Here is a 23736-nt window from a genome sequence, read left to right as displayed (position 1 = left end):
GGCTAACCCGCCATCAATGACGGGTATCTTATCCCGTTCGCTGCTGGGCGAGGCTGCGCGGAGAAGAAAGTTTGAGAGACTTGCCACGTCCAGACAAACTCGGATTGGTCATGAAATAACGATGGGCGTTGAAGGGCTCCTCGCCCTTGGGTGCCTCAATACGTTGAGACGAGCCATCCGGCAACAGTTTCCAGCTATGCTGGTTGTCTTTGAAATTGGCGAGCATGATCTGGCCCATCACCTGCTCGTGGACGGTGGAATTGAGGATCGGCACCATGGTCTCGACCCGCCGGTCGAGATTGCGCGGCATCCAGTCAGCCGACGTGATGTAAACCGACGCCTTGGGATGCGGCAGCCCGTGGCCTGAACCAAAACAGACGATCCGCGCATGTTCAAGAAACCGCCCGACGATCGATTTCACCCGGATATTGTCGGAAAACCCGGGAATTCCCGGCCTCAGGCAACAAATACCGCGAATGATCAGATCGACTTTTACCCCTGCCTGACCGGCCTCGTAGAGCGCATCGATCACCACAGGATCAACCAGCGAGTTGAGTTTGACCCAGATCGCCGCCGGCCGGCCTGCTTTGGCGTGAGCGATTTCATCGCGGATATGAGCCAGAATGCGCTTCTTCAGCGTCGAGGGCGATACAGCCATTTTTTCAAGTTCAGCTGGCTCGGCGTAGCCTGTTATGAAATTGAATATGCGCGTGACATCATGGCCAATCGTCTGATCGGCCGTAAAATACGACAGGTCGGTGTAGATTCGCGCCGTCACCGGGTGATAATTTCCAGTCCCGATATGGCAATAGGTGGCGAGATTTCCGCCCTCGCGGCGCACCACCAGTGACAATTTGCCGTGGGTTTTCAGATCGACGAAGCCGTAGACCACCTGCACACCCGCCTTTTCAAGGTCGCGTGCCCAGCGAATATTGGCCTCTTCATCAAAACGCGCTTTGAGCTCAACCAGCGCCGTCACCGATTTTCCGGCGTCCGCTGCTTCCGCCAAAGCCCGCACAATGGGGGAATCGCGCGATGTGCGGTAAAGCGTCTGCTTGATCGCCACGACATCCGGGTCCGCCGCCGCCTGCCGCAGGAACTGCACGACGACATCGAAACTCTCATACGGGTGGTGGACGATCATGTCCTTGAGGCGGATGGCAGCAAAACAATCGCCGCCCATATCGCGAATGCGCTCGGGGAAACGTGGCGTGTAGGGAACAAATTTAAGCTCGGGCCGATCAACGCCAACGAGCTGCGCCAGATCGTTGAGCGCCAGCGCCCCTTCCACATCAAAGACGACTTCAGGCGCCACCTTGAGGGATTCCATGACGAACACCCGCAGGCTCTCCGGCATGGCAGCCTCGACCTCAAGGCGAATCACGTTGCCGCGCTTGCGCTGCTTCAGCATGCTCTCGAACACCCGGACGAGATCTTCCGCCTCTTCCTCGATCTCGATATCGCTGTCGCGGATGATACGGAACGCTCCCTGCCCTTTAATGGCATAGCCGGGAAAAAGCTTGTCGATCGACAGGCTGATCGTCTGCTCAAGCGAGAGGAAGCGCAATTCACTCGTGCCAGCCACCGTCGGCAGATTGATGAAGCGGTCAATCTTGAGCGGCACACGCACCAGCGCGTTCATCGCCCGCCCGTCGGTGATGCGGCTGAGTTGCAGGGCGAGCGAAAAACCAAGATTGGGGATAAACGGAAAAGGGTGGGCCGGATCAACCGCCATTGGCGTCAGGACTGGAAAAATATGATTGATGAAATGCTGATCGACCCACGCCTTGTCCTCGTCCGACAGGCCGGCGGCATCGACGATAACGATCCCCGCTTGCGCAAGTTCGACCCGCAATTCCGTCCACCGCCGCTGCTGCGCCCGCGCCAGCTCGCCCGCTGCCTCGCCGATCTTCTGCAGCTGCTCTGACGGGGTCAGCCCGTCCTGGCTGCGCGTCGTGATGCCCTCGATGACCTGCTCCACGAGCCCTGAAACGCGCACCATGAAGAATTCGTCGAGATTATTGGCCGAGATCGACAGGAAGCGCAGCCGTTCCAGTACAGGATGGACCGGATTGGACGCCTCCTCGACGACCCGTTGATTGAAATGGAGCCACGAAATCTCGCGATTAACGAAACGATCAGGCGAGGCCATCAGCGCCGCAACATCAACCATAGGCGCAGGCGCCGGGGCGGCCTGAACAAGTGCCTGCTTCCTTGCCAATGACTTAACCTGTCCTTTTTCAATTTCATCAGACATAGCGAGGCCTTTACGGATGCTCCGCTGCAAATCCGCAGCTTTTCCTCCCTAGGCCCTCAATGTGACAGTCGCATCACCGCTCGTCCATATTGCGGTTCTCGACCGCAAGCGCACGCGAGGCGAGCATCTTCGTCACCATACGCCGCTTCTCGACCAGCGCCAATTCGTCAATCCGTTTGGCAAGGCGACCCGCAGCGGCCGGCGTGCGCTCCATGCGGGTAACGAGGAAGCGCAGCGTAGCTGCCTCGATCTCCATCCGCAGGTCAGTAAAAAGCTTGAACAAAATCGCCTCGAGAAGCGCGTCATCGGGCTCGCCGAGGGCAACACTTGGTGCACTGGTGAGCCGCGAGCGCAGATCAGCGAGTGTTACCTCCCAGGCATGCGCGCCCGCGCGCGCCGTCAGCAGCAGCCATTGGCGGCGCTCATTGATGCGGTTGAGGACATGAAAGAGCGCCTGCTCGTCGATCTGCGGGCGCGCCATCTCCATCACAAAGGCAGCACCCATGCCATATTGACCAAGTGCGAAGGGGTCGGGATGGTCGGCGTCAAGGATGACGGCGTTGGCCGTCCGCGCCCATATGGCTGCAAGATGCGTCTTGCCGCTGCCAGCTGGCCCACTCAGCAGAAGAATTCGTGCCGGCCAGCCATCCGGCCAGCTGTCGATCGTCTGCACGGCCAGACGGTTTGCCTCGCCGATGATAAAATCGCTGCGCTGCCATGACGGATCATGCGTAAAGGGAAGCGTCAGCTGCGATGACGCCATCACGCCGCTGTCTCGGGCTCGAAAAGATCGCTCTGGCGGTAGCGCATGATGGCAAAGCGGATCAGCACGCCAATGGAGGCCGCGAGCGGAACGGCAAGCAGCAAGCCGACAAAGCCAAGCAGCGAGCCGAAGGCAAAAAGCGCAAACATGAGCCAGACCGGATGCAGTCCGACCGAGGCACCGACAATGCGCGGTTGAAGGACGTAGCCGTCAAAAAGGTGTCCTGACACGAAAATAAAACCCATCAGCGTCAACATCACCCAGTCCGGCCAGAACTGAACGACGCCGATCCCGAAAGCGGTCAGACATCCCACAAGCGTCCCAAAATAGGGAATGAACGATAAGGCGCCGGCTCCAAGCCCGATGATCAACCCGAAATTGAGCCCGAGTGCAGTCAGGCTGATGCCGTAGAACAGACCGAGCGCCAGGCACACCCACGCCTGTCCGCGGATGAAGGACGCGATCACTTTGTCCATGTCGCTGGCAAGCAGGCGTATGGTTGCAGCCGAGCGTCGCGGCAGGATGCTGTCAAGACTTGCCAGCATGTGCGGCCAGTCCACCAGGATGTAGAAGGCGACGATAGGTGTCACGACGATCAGGCTGAGGATGGACACCAGCGCCTGGCCACCCGACCAGAGCGAGCCCAGAAACCGACCGATCCAGCCCGCCCCTTGCGACACGAGCTGGCTGATATCCTGCCCGCTGCCGCCCATCCTGCCGACGATGTAAGCCGCAATCGGATTGTCGTTCATCTCTTCCAGCCGACGCATGGCAAAGCCGTGCAGCGCGCTGACATAGCCCGGCAGCGCACCGATAAAGGCAGCAAACTGGGTAGCGATCAACGGAATGACCACGATCAGCACAACAATGAAAACAACAAGAAATATCGACAGGATGAACAAAGCGGCCAAGGTGCGCGATAATCCCAGCCGCGACAACCAGTTGGCGACAGGGTTGAGCATATAGGCCAGCACCAGCGCGGCGACAAATGGCAGCAGCATGTCACGCAGCAGATAGACGGCGCCGACAAACAGCGCCGCCATTCCCAGCCAGAACCATAATCGCTGTTGCGACATGCCCTCTCTATCTCCCGACGAATTCATCATCGCACCCAATCCGGGTCACGCATTGACGCATGGGAACGAAAAATCATCCCCATGCGATTGTGTTACCTCATCGCCTGGCCGCTCTCGGGCGGATCAATGCCGTTCCCCGACATATGCTGCATCCACTGCGCCAGATAGGCGGCAAGGGAGAGCGCGGTCAACAGCCCGCATCCGGCAAACATCCAAGGCAGAACCGGATTGATGTGATGTGAAAATCCATGGGCCAGAAGCACCAACCCCGCAACCACGATCTGCGCGGTGGTATTGACCTTCGAGATGAACAGCGGCGCAATCGTCATCGGTCGCTCAAGAAGCCAGGCGAGCACGACAGCCCCCAGGATCATTACATCACGAAAAACGATCAGGATTGCCAACCATAACGGCACATCGCCGATGGCGGCAAGCGTTACATAAATGCTCATCAGCAGCAATTTGTCAGCAAGCGCATCGAGATAAGCGCCAAGCGGCGTGATCTGGTTGAGACGGCGCGCCAGATAGCCGTCGATAGCATCCGTGACGCCAGCTGCGGCGAAACACCAGAACGCTGTGTCGAACCGCTCGGCGGCGATCAACCACACGACGATCGGCACGGCCAGAAGCCGGCCAAGTGTCAGCGCGTTCGGTAGGTTCACCCTGGGTCTCCCTTGTCTCCACTATGACAAATTCCACGGGAAAATCGAGCAGCTTCCCTAACCGATCGCCTTCCTCCCCTTCCGCTGCGCCCAATGATACCCTAGAGGTGAGCGCCAATTGCAGCACCAGCGGATCGTGGAATGACCAAGGGAAAGAACGGCCTGACCTACGCAGCCTCCGGCGTGGATATCGACGCCGGCAATGCCATGGTCGAAGGCATCCGCGATATTGTACGCTCGACCGCGCGACCAGGCGCTGACGCCGAAATTGGTGGCTTTGGTGGCCTCTTCGACCTCAAAGCGGCCGGGTTCATCGACCCCATTCTGGTGGCTGCCAATGATGGCGTCGGCACCAAAGTGAAAATCGCCATCGAGACCGGCAGCCACCATACGATCGGCATCGATCTGGTGGCGATGTGCGTCAACGATATCATCGTCCAGGGTGCCGAGCCGCTGCTTTTTCTTGATTATTTTGCCACCGGACGCCTCGAACCTGATGTCGGCCGTGCCATCGTCAGCGGCATCGCCGAAGGTTGCCGGCGGGCAGGCTGCGCGCTCATCGGCGGTGAAACCGCCGAGATGCCGGGGCTTTACGCCAAAAGCGACTATGATCTGGCCGGTTTTGCGGTGGGGGCTGCAGAGCGCGGCCGTCTTTTACCCCGCCTTGATGACATGACACCCGGCGATGTGGTTCTGGGTCTGCCATCCTCGGGCGTGCATTCCAACGGCTTTTCGCTGGTCCGCAGGATCATCAGCGATATTGGCCTGCCCTGGGACGCGCCCGCCCCTTTCGCGCCTGATCGGACGCTCGGCGACGCTCTCCTTGAGCCAACGCTCATCTATGTGAAACCGTTACTGGCCGTCCTCAGGCAAAGCGCCGGCCTGAAGGCCATGGCCCATATCACCGGTGGTGGCTTCATCGATAACATCCCGCGCGTTCTGCCCGAGACGCTTTCTGTGAAGATCAACCTGTCGGCGATCCCGCACCAGCCGGTATTTGCCTGGCTGCAGGCCGAGGGCGGTATGAGTGAAACGGAAATGTTGCGCACGTTCAATTGCGGTATCGGCATGGTTCTGGTGGTCGCGCATGATGAGGCGGAAAAGATCACCCGCCTTCTGGCAGCTAATGGCCAGCCCTGCGTGCACCTGGGGAGCATCGTCGCACGCAAAGGCAAAAGCGTCGAAACGACCGGGGTTCTGTTTGGATGATAGAGGAGGCCGGAAAGCGCCTGGCGATTCTGATCTCCGGGCGCGGCTCGAATATGGCCGCCCTCGTCAGAGCGGCACAAGCGCCCGACTTTCCGGGGCGCGTCGTGCTGGTCTTGTCAAATAACCCCGACGCCGAAGGGCTGGTGTTTGCTGCCGCCAACGGGATTGCAACGCACAGCATCGACCACCGCAACTATCGCGGCGACCGGGCAGCATTCGACATGGCTGTCGATGCCGCATTGAACGCAGCGCACATCGACCTTGTCTGTCTTGCCGGCTTCATGCGCATTCTGAGCGCCGGGTTTGTTGAAAAATGGCGCGGACGGATGATCAACATTCACCCGTCCCTCCTTCCTGCCTACCCCGGTCTCGACACCCATGCGCGAGCCCTTGCCGCCGGTGAGCGCCATCATGGCTGCACGGTGCATTTCGTTACCGAAGGGGTTGATGCCGGACCGATCATCGCCCAGACGCAAATCGACATTCTGCCAAGCGATACGCCGACATCACTTGCCGCTCGCGTCCTCAGCGAAGAGCACAAGCTCTATCCTGCAGCGCTGCGCCAGGTGCTTGAGGGCAAGGCGAAATTCACGCCGGCCTGATCGCCACCTTGTTGTCGTGAAAGGCAGCCCCGCCGAACGGTGCGACAGCCCGCGCGTCGGTCAGCGTGTTGATACCCTTGCCATCAACATAGGCGGCGTTCGGCCAGATCGATTCAGCGATCACCACGCCCCGCCGCGTGCCGGGGTAGAACCTCGCATGCAGCCGAATCTCTCCGCGCGGGCTGGTCACGGCAACAAATTGCCCATCGGCAATGCCACACGCCTTGGCATCCTCGGGATGAACAAGGATTTCCGGTCGCCCGCCGGCTTTCTGCTGCGAGGTCTGCGTCTCGTTGAAGGTCGAATTGAGAAAGGCCCGCGATGGTGAGGTCGCCAATCGCAACGGGTAGATGTCGCATGCCTCTTCATTGACCGCCCAGTGATCGGGGAGCACCGGCATCGCCTCGACGTCAACGCGCAGAGCGGCCTTGGCGACCGGGACGTGGCCCCAATCAACCCGGAAGTGGAACTTTCCATCGCGATGGCCAAAGCCGTTGAGGTAATGGGCTGTCTCGAAGGAGGATTGCGTGTCGATCCACCGCTTGTCCTCGAGTTCAGCGAGGCTTCCCCAGTCTGACGCTTTCAACGTCCAGTCGATGAGTTCGCGCGCGCTCATATCGAAACCGGGATGTTGAGCCCCCAGCCGTTTGGCAAGAGCGCATATCACCTCGTGATTGCTGCGGCATTCACCCGGCGGTTCAACGAGCTTGCCGCCAAACAGAATGTGCTGCTGCCCGCCGGCCTGATAGAGATCATCATGCTCGACAAACATCGTCGCCGGCAGGACGATATCCGCGACCTGTGCCGTTTCCGTCATGAATTGCTCGTGGACCGCAACGAACAGATCATCGCGGGCAAAACCGGCCTTGACCGTCGTCTGATCGGGCGCCACCGAAAGCGGATTGGTATTCTGGATCAGCATGGCGGTGACCGGTGGTCCATTGCCAAGCGCCTCGCTCTCGCCAGTCAGAACAGCACCGATGCGCGACATATCGAGATTGCGCACCGAGCGATCAAGCCGGTCGAGCCCCTCGATCATCTGCTTGTTCCAGTGGAACGTGCCGCTATTGCTGTGGAACGCCCCGCCTCCCTCATATTGCCAGCTGCCAAGCACGGTAGCCAGTGAGAGTGCCGCGTGCATGTTGACCGCGCCGTTGCGTTGCCGGCTGAAGCCGTAACCGAGGCGGAAATAGGCGCGCGGGCGCTCCTTCAGCAAGGCGGCGAAGGCTTCGATCTCGTCAACGGACATGCCGGTAATCGCCGCCGCCCATTGCGGTGTCCGGCTGGCAAGGTGTGCTTCAAGGTCGGTCGGGCAATCGCTGAAGCGCTCCAGATAGCCGCGGTCGGCAAAGCCGTCACGAAAGGCGATATGCATGAGCGCGCAGGCCAGCGCCCCGTCACTTCCCGGCTTCAGCAGCACCGCCAAATCGGCCTGCTTCATCGTGTCATTGTGATAGATGTCGACGACGACGATCCTGGCGCCGCGTTCCTTGCGCGCCCGGATCGCGTGGGTCATGACATTGACCTGGGTCGCGGCAGCATTGGTGCCCCAGATGATGACGAGATCGGATTTTGCCATCTCGCGCGGGTCGCTGCCCGCGAGCCTGCCCGTGCCGGCAACAAATCCGGTCCACGCCAATGTCGTGCAGATTGTCGCATACTGGCGCGAATAGCGCTTCACATGGCGCAACCGCTCGATGCCATCGCGCATGACCAGCCCCATCGTGCCGGCATAGAAGTAAGGCCACACCGCCTCGCTGCTGTGGCGTTGCTCGGCCTTGACGAAGGCTTCCGCAATCTCATCAAGCGCCGCATCCCACGATAAAGGCGCATACGTGCCGCCGCCTTTGGCGCCCACGCGCCTCAACGGCGTTGTGAGCCGGTCGGCATGGTAGAGCCTGTCGGCATAGCGGGCGACCTTGGCGCAGATGACGCCCGCCGTGTAGCTGTTATCGGCAGCCCCGCGCATACGACCAACACGTTTGCTATCGAAAATTTCAACTTCGAGCGCGCATGTCGACGGGCAATCATGCGGGCACACAGAGGCCCTGGTCGCCATACCGGCGGGCAAATTCAAGCGTTGGGTGACGTTCATGGACCTGATCATTCACGGCTTCACGGCGCAGTGCAACGCCTGTTGCCGCTGGTCGGATGCAACACGCGATCTGCCGACATCACACATTCTCGCAGTCAAATGACGCGTGCAAGGTCGCGCCAGCCGGTTAAACGCGCTGCATCTCATCCAATTTGGTTAAATTTGAAGCAATTCGCCGCCCGTCACACCAGGTTTTCGGCAAATTTTGTGTTTTCAGTGTCGGCACGCTTGCATGACTGCTCTGCAAATGATTGAATTGCGCGTCGTCAAGATACCAATGAGGAAACAACCATGAACCGACGCAAGTTTTTGGCCAGCGCTGCCGCCGGTACAGCAGTGGCGAGCACGCTCGCTGCTCCGGCACTCGCTCAGGCCCATCCCGAAATCAAGTGGCGCCTGGCATCCAGCTATCCAAAATCACTCGATACCATTTATAATGGCGCCGAGCAGATCGCCAGGCGCGTTGCCGACCTGACCGAGAACAAGTTCCAGATCCAGTCCTTTGGCGCTGGTGAAATCGTGCCCGGCCTGCAGACCATGCAGGCGGTGCGAGACGGCACCATCGAAATGACCTGCACGTCGCCCTATTATTATATCGGCGTCGATCCGACCTTTGCGTTCGGCTCTGTGATGCCCTTCGGCCTCAACACCCGTATGCAATTGGCGTGGATGTGGCAGGGCGGTGGCAATGAACTGCTGAACGAATTCTACGCCAAGCACAACATTTATGGCCTTCCCGCCGGTAATACGGGCTGCCAGATGGGCGGCTGGTTCCGCAAGGAAATCAAGACCGTCGAGGACGTCAAGGGCGTGAAGATCCGCATCGGTGGCTATGCCGGCCGCGTCTTCCAGAAACTGGGCGGCGTGCCGCAGCAGATCGCCGGCGGCGACATCTATCCAGCCCTCGAAAAGGGCACGATCGATGCGGCCGAGTGGGTCGGCCCCTATGATGACGAGAAGCTCGGCTTCAACAAGGTGGCGCCCTACTATTATTACCCCGGCTGGTGGGAAGGCAATTCCATGGTCGGCGCGCTGATGAACATCGAAAAGTGGAAAGCACTGCCGAAGCTTTATCAGGATGCGATCACCACGGCCTGCGCCGAGACCTGCAACTGGATGATGGCGAAATACGACGTCCTCAATCCGGCAGCCTTGCGCCGTCTGGTGGCCAGCGGCACGCAGCTTCGCCCCTTCCCGCCTGCAGTCCTCGACGCCTTCTTCAAGGCGACCAACGAGGTCAACAGCGAAATCGCGGCAACCAACGAGCCGTTCAAGAAGCTGCTGGAGCATCACAATAACTTCCGCTCGGAAGGTTATCTGTGGTGGCAGGTGGCCGAGTACAGCATGGATACCTACAACATCCGTACCCGCGCCCAGCAAAAAGGCTGACGCGGACTTTCAGGGGGATTTAAGCCCCATTCGATATCATCAACCCCGGAACGTGACGCGTTCCGGGGTTTTTGTTTGTCGAGCTTGCGGGACGGGGCGCCACCAGAAAGGCCCAGCCTCCCCGCCTCGCTCATCACGCGACCACCAGACAAGCCGGCCTTTCCTTGCGCAAAAAAACGGGCCCGAAAGGGCCCGTTTTGCATAGGAAAGGGATCATTTGCTACTTCGGCGGCGCTTCCAGCCCGGGTAAGCCGAGCGGCTGATCAAGGCCTGGCAATTCGATCTGGATATTGACCTTTGAGGGATCACCCGTCACCACCGATGCCTTGTAATGCGTCACCATGCTCGGGAAGGCGATAACAAGGCCAACCATGATGCACTGGATGACGACAAACGGCACCGCGCCCCAGTAGATCTGCCCGGTGGTGACCGGTTCGGTATGCTTGCCGGTTACCCGGTCGAGGAACGGCACCTTGGGCGCAACCGAGCGCAGATAGAACAGGGCAAAGCCGAAGGGCGGATGCATGAACGATGTCTGCATGTTGACGCCCAGAATGACGCCGAACCAGATCAGATCGATGCCAAGTTTTTCGGCCGGCGGCCCGAGCAGCGGTACGATGATGAAGGCCAGCTCAAAGAAATCGAGGAAGAACGCCAGAAGAAATACGAAAATATTGACGAAAATCAGGAAGCCGAGCTGACCACCAGGCAGAGAGACCAGAAATTCCTCGACCCATTTATGTCCATCGACACCGTAGAAGGTGAGCGAGAAGACGCGGGCACCGACGAGGATGAAGACAACGAAGGCGGACAGTTTGGCGGTTGATTCGGTCGCTTGCCGGATCAGCGTCCAGTTAAGCCGGCCCTTCATCACCGCCAGAATGATGGCGCCGGTCGCGCCCATCGCGCCCCCTTCGGTCGGCGTCGCGACACCGATGAAGATGGTGCCGAGCACGAGGAAGATGAGCGCCAGCGGCGGCACCATGACGAAGGTCACCTGTTCGGCGATCGGTGACACCAGCTTGAAGCCGGACATGCGGTCGAGCAGGCCGGCAATCACCGCATACACGGCTCCCGCCAGCAGACCTTCCATCAACAGGGCCCAGTTGAGATGCCCGCCTTGCTTGAGCGCGAAATAGGCAACAAAAAGCGCGACCGTCACCGCGAGCGTCAACGGCAGCCGCGAGGCGCCGAGATAGCGGTTGAAGACCGCAACGACGAACGCCATCACCACCGCGACCGACATGATCAGAACGACAAAATCAGGACCGCCGGGCACGGACGTCTGGGAGATGACGTGGTAGCCGACGAGACCGGAGAAAACGGTCAGCAGGCCGAGTTTCCACGTGCCCCTCGTGCCGTCAGGCTGCAGGTAAAGCAATGCGTCGGATGGCAGACCGGGTGCCGCCTTGGGCGCGAAGGTCGCCATCCCGAATACGTACGATGCGTACAGCGCCGACAGCACCAGGCCGGGAACGAAGGCGCCCGCATACATATCGCCAACCGACTTGCCGAGCTGGTCGGCCATGACGATGAGAACAAGCGAGGGCGGAATGATCTGCGCGAGCGTTCCTGAGGCAGCGATGACGCCGGAGGCGAGACGCCGGTCATAGCCATACCGCAACATGATCGGCAGAGAAATCAGGCCCATCGAAATGACCGATGCAGCCACAACGCCTGTGGTTGCGGCAAGGAGCGCGCCCACGAACACCACGGCATAAGCAAGTCCGCCACGAATGGTGCCAAACAACTGGCCGATGGTGTCGAGCAGATCTTCCGCCATGCCGGAGCGCTCAAGAATGAGGCCCATGAAGGTAAAAAACGGAATGGCGAGCAAGGTGTCATTGTTCATCACGCCATAGACGCGCTCGGGCATCGCCTGCAGGAAGTTAGGCACAAAAAGCCCGAGTTCGATGCCGATCCAGCCGAAAAACAGGCCGATGGCTGCCAGCGAGAAAGCGACCGGATAGCCAAGCAGGAGGAACACCACCAGCGAGGCGAACATTATCGGCGCCATATTGTGGATGAACCACCCGGAAAAACCCGGTCCCTGTGTCGCCGCCGATGCCGAGCCGTTGAGAATGACCAGCAGGCAGGCGCCCAGGGCGACGGCGAGAAAACCAAAACGGAGAGTTGACCGCAACATTACAATGACTCGCTTCTGCCGTTTCAGGATTTCTGGCCGTCAAGCTCAAGCGCAAGCCCTGCTGCCTTGGCCTGTTCGAGCAGGCGCTGGGCTTCGGCTTCCGCCATCGCGTGATGTCCGCCGCCGTGAACATCCTCAAGCTCACCGCGCATGATCGCCACCCGCTTGATGAGCTCCGAGATGCCCTGCAGCAGCAACATGGCAAAACCGACCAGGATGATGGCTTTGGCCGGCCACACGATCAGACCGCCAGCATTGAGCGATTGCTCATTGGCTTGAAACGATTTCAGCACGAACGGCGTGCACGTCCATACCATCAGCACCGTCAGCGGCAGTAGAAACAGCACATGGCCGATGACGTCGATCCAGTTGCGTGTGCGCACCGGCAGCAGATTATTCACGATATCGATGCGGATATGCTCATTGGCCAACAGCGTCCAGGCCGAGCACAGCATGAAAACCGCGCCGAACAGATACCATTGCAGCTCAAGCCACGAATTGGATGACTGATCAAACAATTTACGAACGATGGCATTGCCGGTCGACACGATCACCGCAGCAAAAATAGCCCACGCGACGATCCGCCCGACCCAGGTCGTCATACCATCAATTGCTCGACTGAGCGCGAGAAAAGCCCCCACAGCCTGCTCCCTTTACTGCTGCCGTTGATCCGGCATCGATCTACTTTGAGCGTCGCTTTCGCCCTTATTACCTAGGATTAGTCGCATTCATATCGGTTTGCCAAATGAATTCGCCTGCCCTCTTGCATAATTGTCAGGCGGTTGTCGGACGCCCTGTCGCCAAAAGCGTCAATTACCGGATCAGCCAACGATGTCGTTGCCGGAAAAGAACTGGGCGATTTCCTGACGCGCAGTTTCAACCGCATCCGATCCGTGGACCGAATTTTCACCGACATTGAGCGCAAACGCCTTGCGGATGGTACCGTCAGCCGCCTGGGCAGGATTGGTGGCGCCCATGATGTCGCGATAGCGCGCGATCGCGTTCTCGCCCTCGAGCACCTGGACGACAACCGGCGCCGCCGACATCTGCTGCACGAGTTCGCCGAAGAATGGCCGTTCCTTATGGACGGCATAAAAGGTCTTCGCCTGGGCTTCTGACATGTGAATGCGCCGCTGAGCGATAATCCGCAGGCCAGCCGTCTCGATCATGGCATTGATGGCGCCTGTCAGATTGCGCCGGGTCGCGTCGGGCTTGAGGATGGAAAAGGTGCGCTCGGTAGCCATCTGGTCATTTACTCCGTCATGAGGACGGGCGCATGTAGCAGCATGACCGGAAACCGACAAGAGAACAATTGCCAGACCCTCGCCAACGGCCGGGCGTGGGAGGCGGCCTAATGGGCACGCTCGACGACGCCATGGCCGTCGAAACGAGTGGCAACGGCCGCAGCCCGGTGATCGACGTTGATCGCAACTGCAAACGCAACAACGATGAGCGCGACGATAAGCCCACCGGCTACAAGCGTCATGTCACGTACCTGTTGCAGCCCATCGCGCATGTCTGTCCCGTCGGTGAAGTGGTTTCGCGCCAGCGGTCACGAACGACCGATACCTAGAACCCGGCTTTGGCAAAACTACGGTCAGCTGGCGACGCGCACGGGCGAATTCATGGTCGAGTTGTGGCAAATACCCCGGCGAAAACGGTCATTTCAGCAGCGCATGGTGGGCTCGACGCGTATCGTCGTTGCTCGCGGGCGCTTTTTCTCTGTTTTTGAGCCACGGTGAATTGATCGCGGTGCAGCACCTGCCTATAAGCCGTCCATGATCCGTTTATCCAATGTCGTCTGTCGCGTCGCCGGCCGAACCCTCCTTGACCAAGCAAGTGTCACCGTACCAGACGGCGCCCGCGTCGGCTTCGTGGGGCGCAATGGCGCGGGAAAGACCACGCTTTTTCGGCTGCTGACCGGTGAACTCGCGCCCGATAGCGGCGAAATCGACATCGCCCGCGGGCGTCGCCTGGGCCAGGTCGCGCAAGAGGCGCCCGCGACCTCCATCGCCATCCGCGATATCGTATTGGCGGCAGACGAAGAGCGCGCGCAACTTCTGGCAGAGGCCGAAAACACCCAGGATCCGGAGCGCGTGGCGATCATCCATGGCCGGCTGCGCGACATCGCCGCCCACGCCGCCCCTGCCCGCGCCGCACGCATTCTCGCCGGGCTTGGCTTTGATGAGGCAGCGCAAGCACGCCCCGCCTCGGAATTTTCAGGCGGCTGGCGCATGCGGGTCGCCCTCGCCGCCATGCTGTTTCGCGAGCCGCACATCCTGCTTCTCGACGAGCCGACCAATTACCTCGATCTTGAAGGCACGCTGTGGCTGGAAGCGCATCTGGCGAGCTATCCCCATACCGTCATCATCGTGTCGCATGATCGCGACCTGCTGAATGGAGCCGTCGACCACATCATCCATCTCGATCAGGCAAAACTCAGCTTTTGGGCCGGCAATTATGATCGCTTTGCCGAGCAGCTTGCCGAGCAACGACTGCTCAATCAGAAGGCCGCCCGCAAGCAGGCCGAAGAGCGGGCGCATCTTCAGGCGTTCGTTGATCGCTTCCGCGCATCCGCCACCAAGGCGAGCCAGGCACAATCGCGCCTGAAACGCTTGGCAAAGATGGTGCCGATCTCGGTTGACCAGCACGAGCAGCAGGTCAATTTTCTTTTCCCCGCCCCGGCCAAGACCCTCGCCTCGCCCTTGCTTGCATTCGACGACGTTTCGGTCGGCTATAATGATCAGGCGATCCTGCAACACATGTCGCTGCGCCTTGACGCGGACGACCGCATCGGCCTTCTCGGCTCTAACGGCAATGGCAAATCGACATTCGCCAAGCTGGTCTGCCAGCGCCTGCAGCCGATGACCGGACGACTGACGCGGGCCCCTGCGCTATCTGCGGGCTATTTCGCCCAGCATCAGCTGGATGAGTTGCGACCGGAGGAAAACGTTCTGAACCATCTGCGCCGTCTCATGCCGGCGCAAAGCGAGGCATCGGTCCGCGCCCGTGCCGCCCAGTATGGCTTCTCCGGCGACCGGGCGGAAACGGCGGTCGGCGCTCTCTCGGGCGGCGAGCGCGCGCGCCTGCTTCTCAATCTCGCGGCCTTTTATTCGCCCCATCTGCTGGTGCTGGACGAGCCAACCAACCATCTCGATATGGTGGCGCGCGAAGCGCTGGTAACGGCGATCAACGAATTTTCAGGCGCTGTGATCCTGATCAGCCATGATCGCTCATTGCTCGACGCCTGCGTTGATCGTCTTTGGCTGGTTGGCAACGGGACGGTGACACGCTTCGACGGTGATCTTGATGATTATCGCGACCAGGTTCTGGCGGCAGCGGGTGGCGTCATCAAGGACAAGGGGTCGGTCAAGCCTGCTGCCAAGCCGGCGGCGCCCGATCGGCAGGCAATCGCCGCCACCCGCACCCGGATCCAGCGCCTCGAACAGGAAATCGAGCAGGCCCGGCAGCGCATTGTCGCCATCGACACATTGCTGGCCGATCCCAAACTTTACGCCCGCGACCCGAAGAAGGCGGGTGAGCTCGCCCGCTTGCGCAAAAACGCTGGCCTCGGTCTTGGATTAGCAGAGGAAGATTGGCTGAAGGCCAATGAGGCGCTGGAGCGATTGCAGACGTCAGGCAGCCGCTGACACGAGCTGCGCAACGTCGCCACCACCCATCTGCCGCACGCCGTCAACCTCGATCAGATCGCAGCGCGCAATCAGAATGCTGAACGTCGATCCCATGTCGATGACGCTGTTTCCGGTGATCTTCCAGCCATGCTTTTCCACGCCGACTTGCGCCAGTGCCAGATCAATCCCCATGTCGATGTGCCCGGTTTGCCCCATGAGCCGCGCAAAGGGTTCAAATATGCGCTCGTGGTCGTTCGACATGAAGCCGCTGCCATTGTCACGAAAATGCAGCTGATACGATTCGTTCTGCGAACAGAACTGGCCGTATACCTTGATCTCAAGCGGTAGATTGCCATTGCGGAACGCAAAGGCGTTGGCAAACAGTGAATCGAAAACGCATCTGATCACGTCTGGATCACAGTTCACTTCGATGCGCGGCAGACGAGAGACAAATTCGACCCGTTGGTCAGGATAGCGCTGGCGCATGCGACCAAAGGATTGCGCGATGATGTCACCGATTACGGTCGAGCGTGTCTCAAGCGTCCGTACACATTGCTGGGTATAGCCGACGAGGTCATTGGCGACAGCGCGAACCTTCTGCGCGGATTCGGCCAAATGGTTGATCGCGCGATCGCTGTGGCTGCGGTCACGACGCTCAAATGCTTCCCTCAGGCGGGCAACCTGGCTGCTGATATCATGCATCGGCTCCTGAAGATCACGGCTTGCGATCTGGGTAAATCGATGAAGATTTCTTGCGCTGACATTCATCGCTTCATCGCGGCGACAAAGTTCGGTGATATCCGAAAATGTACGCACAAAGCCACCTTCCGGCATCGGTTCGCTTTGGACTTCGATGTAGCGACCATTCTTGCGGCGGCGAATATATTTGATCGGCACCGCGCTCGATGTGTCAAAATCCATCGCCTGGCGTAATCCCGACTCACCGGCAGCCAGATCGTTGCCGAAATCGCGGCGGGCCATCAAATCAGCAACGACTTCGCTGTAGAGCAGTTTCCGCGACAGAAACTGCGGTGGCAGGTCGATCAGTTCCACGAGCCGGCGATTGATGATGCGCACGATACCTTCGCGGTCAACCATCATCAGCCCGCGTTCCATGTGATCGAGGGTAACTGATAATTGCTGGGTCTTTTCGGCAAGCATCTGCTTGTTCGATTCAAGCACGCTGATCGTCCGGCCAAGCTGACGACGATTGCGCATGATCAAAACCGCCAGCAGCACAATGACCGCCGTCATGATGGCGCCGAACAATGTAGCCGTTCGTGCATGAGCGGTGTACTCGGCCAGGGCATCCATTTCACGAACGGTAACTGACACAAACACCGGAAACGGTTCGATGACGCGGTAGGCGTGAATCATTGCCGAAGTCTTGTCTGTTGCAGGTTCAATCAGCACGCCAACCGGCGATTGCTTTGCCGCCGCAAGCAGGGCGGTATCCTGCGACGTGCCACCGATCGAGCTTTTGCTTCGACTGCCACGAGCACGATAGACGCCGTCAAAACCGATCAGCGCGATCTGGGCTCCCTCGCTTGTCAGAAGCGAGGCATAATAATCAGAAACACGGTTGGGCGATATCGAGGCAAGTATCACGCCGTCGAATTGCCCGTCGGCGTCATAAATTTTTCGCGTCATCGGCACGGCCAACCGAGACGTCGCCCTGGCGATCACCGGCTTGCCGAGGAAAGCCACATCCTCGGGTGTGGTGAAATGAAAGGCGACATGTTCGCGATCGCCCGCATAGAGCTTGACCGCATCACTTTTCGCATTACTGGCAACGACATAGCCGCGCAGATCGATAATGGCGAGGAACTCGACACGCGGATCGGCAAGATCAGGCTCGGCCAACAGACGCCGCAGATCATCCGAAGTTGCCGTCGATTGCAGCCGCGCCCGCGACAATTTCAAGGTACGGTCAAGATCAGCGAACATGTTTGCGGCTTGTTCCTGAAGCGCGATCGTCAACTTGCTGGATTCATCGACGGCAGCGCGGATGGCCTGCTGGCGCTCGTCGCGCAGCGTGACGACGATGGCAACCCACATCACCGCCACCATTCCCAGTGCAACCCACACGGTTGCATCAGTCAGCAAGGTTCGAAAAGAGAGCATTCGCTTTGCTGTCATGTGACTAACGATCTCAACCCATCCTGGATGATCCGAAGGCTCACTTTCGCTGAATTCCATTAAGAAAAACTGAGTAATTGGAAGAATTCTGCCACTGACCCGACACGACAAGTCTGACGGCGGAACGCGCCTCGATGGCTGATCAATCGTGGCGTTTACCCAGAGTATGTGCCAATTTCAGCACACCAGCGCTTACGTCTCGAAGAAGGCGGTCATCCGGGAGGACAATATGGTCACGCGTCGCGATATCATGGCATGGGGTGCGGGAACGGCAGGCACTCTCGCGCTGGGGTCACATATGGCAATCGCAAAGGCGTCACAGCCAAAGACAGCCGTCAATTTCGCTGTCCCGCCCGACGCCTGCGATTGCCACACCCATATCCATGGCGATCCGGCGAAGTACCCCTATTTCGAAGGACGGGTGTATACGCCTGAAGCGGCGCTTCCAGACGAGATGGCACAGCTCCACGCAGCCTTGCACATCAAGCGGGTGGTCATTGTTACGCCGTCGGTCTATGGCGCTGACAACGCCGCGACGCTTTACGGGATGGCGGCTCGCGGCGCTGACGCGCGTGGCGTTGCCGTCATCAACGCCAAGACGACAGAGGCGGAACTCGATGCGATGGGCCGGGCGGGTGTTGTTGGCATCAGGCTCAACCTGGCAACAGGTGGTGTCAACGATCCGGTCGTTGGCGCGCAAAGGCTCGATGAGGGCCTCGGTCGTGTCAAGGGGCGTGGCATGCACGTGCAGATCTATACCAATCTGGCGATGATCAGCGCCCTTAAGGACAAGGTGGCGGAGGCGCCGGTCCCGGTCGTGTTCGACCATTTCGGTGGCGCCAAGGCAGCGCTGGGCGTCGATCAGCCCGGGTTTGCCGATTTGCTCGCTTTGGTGCGCTCCGGCAAGGCCTATGTCAAAATATCCGGCGCTTATCGCGCCTCCAACAAGGGGCCCGATTTCGCCGATGCAGCGCCGCTTGCCAAGGCACTGATTAACGCCAATCCCGAACGCATCATCTGGGGTACCGACTGGCCACATCCGGACTCAGCCGCTCATCCGGCGCGCACCCGCTTCGATATCGCGCCTTTCTACGATATTGACGACGGGCTGCTGTTGAACCAGCTGGCATTATGGGCGCCGGATGCCGCCCAACGCAGCCGGATTCTCGTCGACAACCCGGCGCGCCTTTATAAATTCTGACAGCTTCGCGCGATCACGCCTTTTTCAGCCAGCGCCCCGCCTCATCCTGCTGCCAGTAGGTGAGATCGTGGGCGCTGCCTTTGAGCGCCTTCCATTGCACACGCGCCTGTGCCACGGCCTCATCATCGCGCCCGTCAAACAGGATCACCACACGCTCGTAATCATCGATATCGGTGGGGACTGCACCATCGACCAGAAAGCGCACCCGGGCGGCGTTGCTGGACCCCTTTCCGCTTGTCAGAATGATTGGCTGCTCGGCCGCAAATGGCCCGTCATCCGTGCCGTGAGGCAGAAAACTATCATCACGATAGGTCCACAGAAGGGCATCGAGCGCCTCGATCCGCTCGCGCGCCGGCGCTTCCACCACGGCCCGCCAGCCGCGCTGCAGGGTGCGCTCGAGCAGGTTCGGCAAGATCGCGTCCAGCCGCTGCTTTTCCAGATGATAGAAGAGGACTTCGCTCAAGCTGAGCCCTTCTCGAACTGGTCCGCAACAAAGCGCTCAAGGAGGCGTACGCCAAAGCCCGGGCCCCAGCTGTGATTGATCTCGCTTGCACTGACGCCCATGCCCGTCCCGGCGATGTCGAGATGCGCCCACGGCGTCTTGTTGACGAAACGCTGCAGGAATTGCGCCGCCGTGATCGCGCCTGCGTAGCGACCACCGGAATTTTTGACATCAGCAATCTTGCTGTCGATGATCTTGTCATAGGCAGGCGACAAGGGCAGCCGCCACAGCTTTTCATCCGTTACCCGCCCAGCCGCCAGAAGCTGTTCACACAGCGCGTCATCATTGCTGAAAAGCCCTGCATGCTCCTGCCCCAGCGCCACAAGAACGGCACCCGTCAACGTCGCCAGATTGACCATGAATCGTGGCTTGAACCGCTGCTGGCAGTACCACAGGGCGTCGGCCAGAACGAGGCGGCCTTCGGCATCCGTATTGATAATCTCGATGGTTTGCCCGGACATGGCGCGCACCACGTCGCCAGGCCTCTGGGCGTTGCCGTCGGGCATGTTTTCAACCAGCCCGACGATGCCGATGGCATTCACCTTCGCCTTGCGCTGGGCTAGCGTGCGCATCAACCCGGTGACGCAGGCAGCGCCCGCCATATCACCCTTCATGTCTTCCATGTTCTGCGCCGGCTTGATCGAAATGCCGCCGCTGTCGAAGACAACGCCCTTACCGACGAAAGCAAGAGGTTTGCCGGTTGCTTTTGTGCCCTCCCAGCGCATGACGACGAGGCGTGACCCGCGCCGCGATCCCTGCCCCACACCGAGCAGCGCGCGCATGCCAAGCTTGCTCATTTCCTTTTCAGTGAGCACCTCGACCTTGACGCCAACCGCCCTAAGGCTCTCGCAATATTTGACAAATTCGAGCGGCCCGAGATCATTGGCCGGCAGATTGACAAGATCTCGCGCCAGTTCAACGCCATCGCCAATCGCGGTTCGCAGCACATGCTCTTTGCGTGCGCTCGCCACATCCTTGACGGCCGCAAGCACCCGTCTGGGTACCGGCTTTTCCGCCTCATCGCCGGTCTTCGGCGATTTATAGCGGTCAAAACGATACGTCCCCAGCCTGAGCCCGAGCATGATGTCGGCGGCGACTGCCGGTGAGACCGCTCCCGCACTTGTTTCGCACAGGATGGTCACTTCCCCGTCGTCCGACGGACCCAGCTTGCCCGAAACAATACCGCCGATCTTGAGCCAGTCCTGCTGGCTCATCTCGCCCTCCGTGCCGATCCCGACCGCCAGCAAGCGATCAAATTTGCCATCGGCGGGCGCAAGCAGATCGAGACATGTCTCTTTCTTGCCCTTGAATCTGGCGATCTTGCCGGCGCGTTTCAGGACAGAACGAACACTCTCATCCATCAGGAGCGCCGTCGCACCAAGGCGCAGCGCGCTATCAACGAAGATGACAACCGTGCCACCCGAGGCCGGTTTCAGGGCCTGATAGGAAATTTTGACCATCTCGTTCATCGTAGCCCCTTGTGTTGGTGTCATTCAGACAAAACCTTTGTGCGCCCTCAGGCAAGTGGTAGCGCCATCGCGCCAGGCCCCTTTTCCCTTCCGTCAACAGGATAGACGCGCATCACCTTGGATTTGCCTGAATGCCTGACACTTCTGTAAGACCATGGAGCGGAGAGGTTAGCATGGTGCAGCGACCGCACGATCTAGGGTCAGGAGCAATGACGATAACTTTGTTGCGCCAGTTTTTCTCCCTGAACCTGATCGACCGCTACGTGATCCGGCAGATAGGAATATCGTTTGCCGTCGTCCTGGGCGTGCTGACGGCTATTGTCTGGCTGACCTCCTCGCTGCGCCAGCTCGAGCTGGTGGTATCGCAGGGCCAGACGTTTTTTCTGTTCATGAAAGTCACATTGCTGGCGCTTCCCCTGCTGATCGGTCTTATCGGCCCATTCTGCCTGTTTATTTCAGCGCTTTTCGTGCTCAATAAACTGAACACCGACAGCGAACTGATCGTCATGTCGGCGGCGGGATTATCACAGCCCAAACTCGCCCGACCGCTGATCCTCGTCGCGCTCGTTGTGACGGGCTTTGGATATATGCTGTCCCTTTTGGTGACCCCGGGCGCCCTCAAGATCGTTCGCGAGACGATCATCGGCGCACGCGCTGACTTTATCAGCCAGGCGATTCAGCCGGGCCGCTTCACAACCGTTGATCAGGGGCTGACATTTCATATTCGCGGGCGCGGCGCCAATGGCGTTCTGCTCGGTGTATTTGTGAACGACGAGCGTGATGCCACCACCAGCGTGACCTATCTGGGCGCCCGCGGCATCATCAGCCGGTCAGCTGCTGGCAACTTCCTTATCCTGCAGCAGGGCGAGGTGGTACGCCATCCCAAGAACGGAACATCTCCAGGATCGGTTATTGCCTTTGAATCCTATGCATTTTCTCTCTCTTCGATCGATTCTGGCAGTCCTAACGTCGTTTTCCCGGCGCAGGAGCGCAGCACAGCCGAACTATTCAGCCTGGTGAGCCAACAGCTCGACGACCAGCGCTTTGCCGGCCGCGTCAGGAGCGAGATCAATGATCGTTTTGCCACCCCTTTGTATTCACTAAGCTTTGTTCTGATTGCCTTTGCCGCGATGGGGCGCGCCAAAACCACGCGTCAAAGCCGCGGCGAGAGCGTCGCTGTTGCTGTGGTCGTCGTTGGCGTCCTGCGTATTCTAGGTTTTCTGGCCTCAGGACTGGTGCAGCGAACGCCGCTTGCCATTCCGCTGATTTACCTCGTCCCGATATCGGGAATTGTCCTTGCAGCACAATTCGGAATGGCAAATAAGTTGTTTAATTTCAAAATATTAAGAACTTTTGTTCAAGCGATCATAATGCCACCTTTTTTGCGCGCGAGGTCGTAGTTTATGCGCGCCCCCCTGATCTCGACGCTTGATCGCTATCTTGCCGTTCGCTTTCTCGGCTCGATCATGCTGGTGTTTGCCACCAACATCGCGCTCATCCTGCTGGTCGATTTTGTCGAGATGCTGCGGCGCACCGGCGATCTGGCCAGCGCGACGCTGCCGCGCGTACTTGGTCTCGTGCTGTTGCGTCTGCCCACCTTCACCGAAGCCATTTTCCCTTTCGCGGTGCTGTTTGGCACAATGGCAGCATTGTTGCGGCTGTCGCAGAAACTCGAACTGGTCGTCGTTCGCGCCGCCGGCATTTCCGTCTGGCAGTTCATGAAGCCGGCTCTGGTGATTGCATTGCTGATTGGAGCCTTCACAACCCTTGCTTATAATCCATTGGTTTCATTTACAAAATCGATCAGCGACCGGATCGAGGCTGATTTCTTTGGCCGGCGTAACAACGTCGGTGGCGCTGTCCAGTCGACCAATGCTGGTATCTGGCTGCGTCAGGAGGGCCGCGACGGGCAGTTTGTCATGAATGCCGCAACGTCTCTCGAACGCGGGCTCGACCTGCGTCGCGTCACGGTAACATCCTTCGATGCCGACGGCCGCTTTGTTGAGAGAATCGATGCCGAAAGTGCCGTGCTGCACAGCGGTTTCTGGGAATTGTCGAATGGCTCGGCCATGCACGCCGATCAGGAGCCGGAAACATTCGGAAAATATGTTCTTTCGACAAATTTAACCAAAGACCAAGTGATTGAGTCCCTCGCCAGCGTCGAAACAGTCTCTTTTTACGATTTGCCGGAATATATTGTTCGCTCTGAACAGGCGGGGCTCCCGGCAGTGAGGCTGCGCTTGCAATACCAGACCCTTTTGGCGCGACCCTGGCTGATGTGTGCAATGGCTCTGATCGCCGCAACGGTTTCGTTGCGATTGTTTCGATTGGGCAACATTTTACCCATGATTCTCGGTGGCGTCGGTGCGGGGTTTCTGCTTTATGTCGCTCTGGAAGTGGCACGCCAGCTGGGGAGCTCCGGCGTGGTCGCTGACATATGGGCTGCGTGGACGCCGGTGGTGGTCGCCATGCTCGTTGGTTTAACGATACTCCTGTACCAGGAGGACGGGTAATGCGTCTGCCTCCATCCCGGAGGGCGACTGATAGGTCTGGGCTTTCGAACAGCGCGCAATGGCTTGCGGCGGTGGCGGGAG

General features: G+C 59.4%; 19 protein-coding genes. 8 read left to right on the top strand and 11 right to left on the bottom strand.

The annotated features are described in order from the left end of the window. Window positions 1-28 precede the first annotated feature (28 nt). The 4 genes from ACINK1_RS03185 to ACINK1_RS03170 form a co-directional block, all read right to left on the bottom strand. Window positions 29-2173: an RNA degradosome polyphosphate kinase gene (locus ACINK1_RS03185; RefSeq protein ID WP_376802421.1), complete on the bottom strand. Its 2145-nt coding sequence runs from the start codon at window positions 2171-2173 to the stop codon at window positions 29-31. A gap of 157 nt (window positions 2174-2330) precedes the next feature. Further along, a complete protein-coding gene (locus ACINK1_RS03180; RefSeq protein WP_376802420.1) occupies window positions 2331-3020 on the bottom strand; it encodes a hypothetical protein in 690 nt (229 codons plus the stop codon). Then, window positions 3020-4096 carry an AI-2E family transporter gene (locus tag ACINK1_RS03175; RefSeq protein ID WP_376802419.1) on the bottom strand — a complete coding sequence of 359 codons (1077 nt, stop codon included), beginning with the start codon at window positions 4094-4096 and terminating at the stop codon, window positions 3020-3022. Before ACINK1_RS03175 ends, ACINK1_RS03180 begins: the two co-directional genes overlap by 1 nt. Window positions 4097-4188: 92 nt before the next feature. After that, entirely contained in the window at window positions 4189-4758 is a 570-nt protein-coding gene (locus ACINK1_RS03170) for a CDP-alcohol phosphatidyltransferase family protein (protein ID WP_376802418.1), read from the bottom strand. 141 nt (window positions 4759-4899) lie between these two features. Here ACINK1_RS03170 and purM point away from each other — a divergent pair, with 141 nt between their 5' ends. Further along, window positions 4900-5967, top strand: coding sequence for a phosphoribosylformylglycinamidine cyclo-ligase (purM, locus tag ACINK1_RS03165; protein ID WP_376802417.1), 1068 nt, complete (start codon window positions 4900-4902; stop codon window positions 5965-5967). Next, a complete protein-coding gene (purN, locus tag ACINK1_RS03160; protein ID WP_376802416.1) occupies window positions 5964-6569 on the top strand; it encodes a phosphoribosylglycinamide formyltransferase in 606 nt (201 codons plus the stop codon). Before purM ends, purN begins: the two co-directional genes overlap by 4 nt. Here purN and ACINK1_RS03155 read toward each other — a convergent pair. Continuing rightward, window positions 6556-8664: a molybdopterin oxidoreductase family protein gene (locus ACINK1_RS03155; RefSeq protein ID WP_376802415.1), complete on the bottom strand. Its 2109-nt coding sequence runs from the start codon at window positions 8662-8664 to the stop codon at window positions 6556-6558. The two genes, purN and ACINK1_RS03155, sit on opposite strands and share 14 nt — an antisense overlap. A 291-nt stretch (window positions 8665-8955) precedes the next feature. On the opposite strand from ACINK1_RS03155, the gene ACINK1_RS03150 reads away from it, so the two are divergent. Beyond that, a complete protein-coding gene (locus ACINK1_RS03150) occupies window positions 8956-10053 on the top strand; it encodes a TRAP transporter substrate-binding protein (RefSeq protein ID WP_376802414.1) in 1098 nt (365 codons plus the stop codon). A 220-nt stretch (window positions 10054-10273) separates the two neighbouring features. Here ACINK1_RS03150 and ACINK1_RS03145 read toward each other — a convergent pair whose 3' ends face one another. The 3 genes from ACINK1_RS03145 to ndk form a co-directional block, all read right to left on the bottom strand. Beyond that, window positions 10274-12070 (bottom strand): TRAP transporter large permease subunit, encoded by a 1797-nt coding sequence (locus ACINK1_RS03145; protein ID WP_376802506.1) that lies wholly within the window; start codon window positions 12068-12070, stop codon window positions 10274-10276. A 152-nt stretch (window positions 12071-12222) separates the two neighbouring features. Further along, entirely contained in the window at window positions 12223-12801 is a 579-nt protein-coding gene (locus tag ACINK1_RS03140; RefSeq protein WP_376802413.1) for a TRAP transporter small permease subunit, read from the bottom strand. A 219-nt stretch (window positions 12802-13020) separates the two neighbouring features. Beyond that, entirely contained in the window at window positions 13021-13443 is a 423-nt protein-coding gene (gene ndk, locus ACINK1_RS03135) for a nucleoside-diphosphate kinase (RefSeq protein ID WP_376802412.1), read from the bottom strand. A 110-nt stretch (window positions 13444-13553) separates the two neighbouring features. Between ndk and ACINK1_RS03130 the strand changes: the two genes are divergently transcribed. Both ACINK1_RS03130 and ACINK1_RS03125 read left to right on the top strand, forming a co-directional pair. After that, entirely contained in the window at window positions 13554-13772 is a 219-nt protein-coding gene (locus tag ACINK1_RS03130) for a hypothetical protein (protein WP_376802411.1), read from the top strand. A 205-nt stretch (window positions 13773-13977) separates the two neighbouring features. Then, window positions 13978-15849, top strand: a complete 1872-nt coding sequence (locus tag ACINK1_RS03125) for an ABC-F family ATP-binding cassette domain-containing protein (RefSeq protein ID WP_376802410.1) — start codon at window positions 13978-13980, stop codon at window positions 15847-15849. On the opposite strand, the gene ACINK1_RS03120 is transcribed toward ACINK1_RS03125, so the two are convergent. Beyond that, window positions 15835-17937: a PAS-domain containing protein gene (locus ACINK1_RS03120; protein WP_376802409.1), complete on the bottom strand. Its 2103-nt coding sequence runs from the start codon at window positions 17935-17937 to the stop codon at window positions 15835-15837. The two genes, ACINK1_RS03125 and ACINK1_RS03120, sit on opposite strands and share 15 nt — an antisense overlap. Window positions 17938-18199: 262 nt before the next feature. Between ACINK1_RS03120 and ACINK1_RS03115 the strand changes: the two genes are divergently transcribed. After that, window positions 18200-19171: an amidohydrolase family protein gene (locus ACINK1_RS03115; protein WP_376802408.1), complete on the top strand. Its 972-nt coding sequence runs from the start codon at window positions 18200-18202 to the stop codon at window positions 19169-19171. 13 nt (window positions 19172-19184) lie between these two features. Here ACINK1_RS03115 and ACINK1_RS03110 read toward each other — a convergent pair whose 3' ends face one another. Together ACINK1_RS03110 and ACINK1_RS03105 are read right to left on the bottom strand one after the other, a co-directional pair. Continuing rightward, window positions 19185-19634, bottom strand: coding sequence for a DNA polymerase III subunit chi (locus ACINK1_RS03110; RefSeq protein WP_376802407.1), 450 nt, complete (start codon window positions 19632-19634; stop codon window positions 19185-19187). Continuing rightward, a complete protein-coding gene (locus ACINK1_RS03105; RefSeq protein WP_376802406.1) occupies window positions 19631-21142 on the bottom strand; it encodes a leucyl aminopeptidase in 1512 nt (503 codons plus the stop codon). The genes ACINK1_RS03110 and ACINK1_RS03105 overlap by 4 nt, the downstream gene beginning before the upstream one ends. Before the next feature lie 173 nt (window positions 21143-21315). On the opposite strand from ACINK1_RS03105, the gene ACINK1_RS03100 reads away from it, so the two are divergent. Together ACINK1_RS03100 and lptG are read left to right on the top strand one after the other, a co-directional pair. Continuing rightward, window positions 21316-22542, top strand: a complete 1227-nt coding sequence (locus ACINK1_RS03100; protein WP_376802405.1) for an LptF/LptG family permease — start codon at window positions 21316-21318, stop codon at window positions 22540-22542. A gap of 3 nt (window positions 22543-22545) precedes the next feature. Beyond that, window positions 22546-23655 (top strand): LPS export ABC transporter permease LptG, encoded by a 1110-nt coding sequence (lptG, locus tag ACINK1_RS03095; protein WP_376802404.1) that lies wholly within the window; start codon window positions 22546-22548, stop codon window positions 23653-23655. Window positions 23656-23736 lie beyond the last annotated feature (81 nt).

The sequence above is a fragment of the Raskinella chloraquaticus (SeqCode) genome (assembly GCF_021731865.1).
GTDB lineage: Bacteria > Pseudomonadota > Alphaproteobacteria > Rhizobiales > UBA4765 > Raskinella > Raskinella chloraquaticus.
This window is presented reverse-complemented; position numbering and strand designations above follow the sequence as displayed.

Bases quoted from the DNA above. Each gene is read 5' to 3' on its own strand.
- ACINK1_RS03185 (WP_376802421.1), bottom strand. From the start codon at position 2,173: ATGGTTGATGTTGCGGCGCTGATGGCCTCGCCTGATCGTTTCGTTAAT.
- ACINK1_RS03180 (WP_376802420.1), bottom strand. From the start codon at position 3,020: ATGGCGTCATCGCAGCTGACGCTTCCCTTTACGCATGATCCGTCATGG.
- ACINK1_RS03175 (WP_376802419.1), bottom strand. From the start codon at position 4,096: ATGTCGCAACAGCGATTATGGTTCTGGCTGGGAATGGCGGCGCTGTTT.
- purM (WP_376802417.1), top strand. From the start codon at position 4,900: ATGACCAAGGGAAAGAACGGCCTGACCTACGCAGCCTCCGGCGTGGAT.
- purN (WP_376802416.1), top strand. From the start codon at position 5,964: ATGATAGAGGAGGCCGGAAAGCGCCTGGCGATTCTGATCTCCGGGCGC.
- ACINK1_RS03155 (WP_376802415.1), bottom strand. From the start codon at position 8,664: ATGAACGTCACCCAACGCTTGAATTTGCCCGCCGGTATGGCGACCAGG.
- ACINK1_RS03150 (WP_376802414.1), top strand. From the start codon at position 8,956: ATGAACCGACGCAAGTTTTTGGCCAGCGCTGCCGCCGGTACAGCAGTG.
- ACINK1_RS03145 (WP_376802506.1), bottom strand. From the start codon at position 12,070: ATGGCGCCGATAATGTTCGCCTCGCTGGTGGTGTTCCTCCTGCTTGGC.
- ACINK1_RS03140 (WP_376802413.1), bottom strand. From the start codon at position 12,801: ATGACGACCTGGGTCGGGCGGATCGTCGCGTGGGCTATTTTTGCTGCG.
- ndk (WP_376802412.1), bottom strand. From the start codon at position 13,443: ATGGCTACCGAGCGCACCTTTTCCATCCTCAAGCCCGACGCGACCCGG.
- ACINK1_RS03130 (WP_376802411.1), top strand. From the start codon at position 13,554: ATGGGCACGCTCGACGACGCCATGGCCGTCGAAACGAGTGGCAACGGC.
- ACINK1_RS03125 (WP_376802410.1), top strand. From the start codon at position 13,978: ATGATCCGTTTATCCAATGTCGTCTGTCGCGTCGCCGGCCGAACCCTC.
- ACINK1_RS03115 (WP_376802408.1), top strand. From the start codon at position 18,200: ATGGTCACGCGTCGCGATATCATGGCATGGGGTGCGGGAACGGCAGGC.
- ACINK1_RS03105 (WP_376802406.1), bottom strand. From the start codon at position 21,142: ATGAACGAGATGGTCAAAATTTCCTATCAGGCCCTGAAACCGGCCTCG.
- ACINK1_RS03100 (WP_376802405.1), top strand. From the start codon at position 21,316: ATGGTGCAGCGACCGCACGATCTAGGGTCAGGAGCAATGACGATAACT.
- lptG (WP_376802404.1), top strand. From the start codon at position 22,546: ATGCGCGCCCCCCTGATCTCGACGCTTGATCGCTATCTTGCCGTTCGC.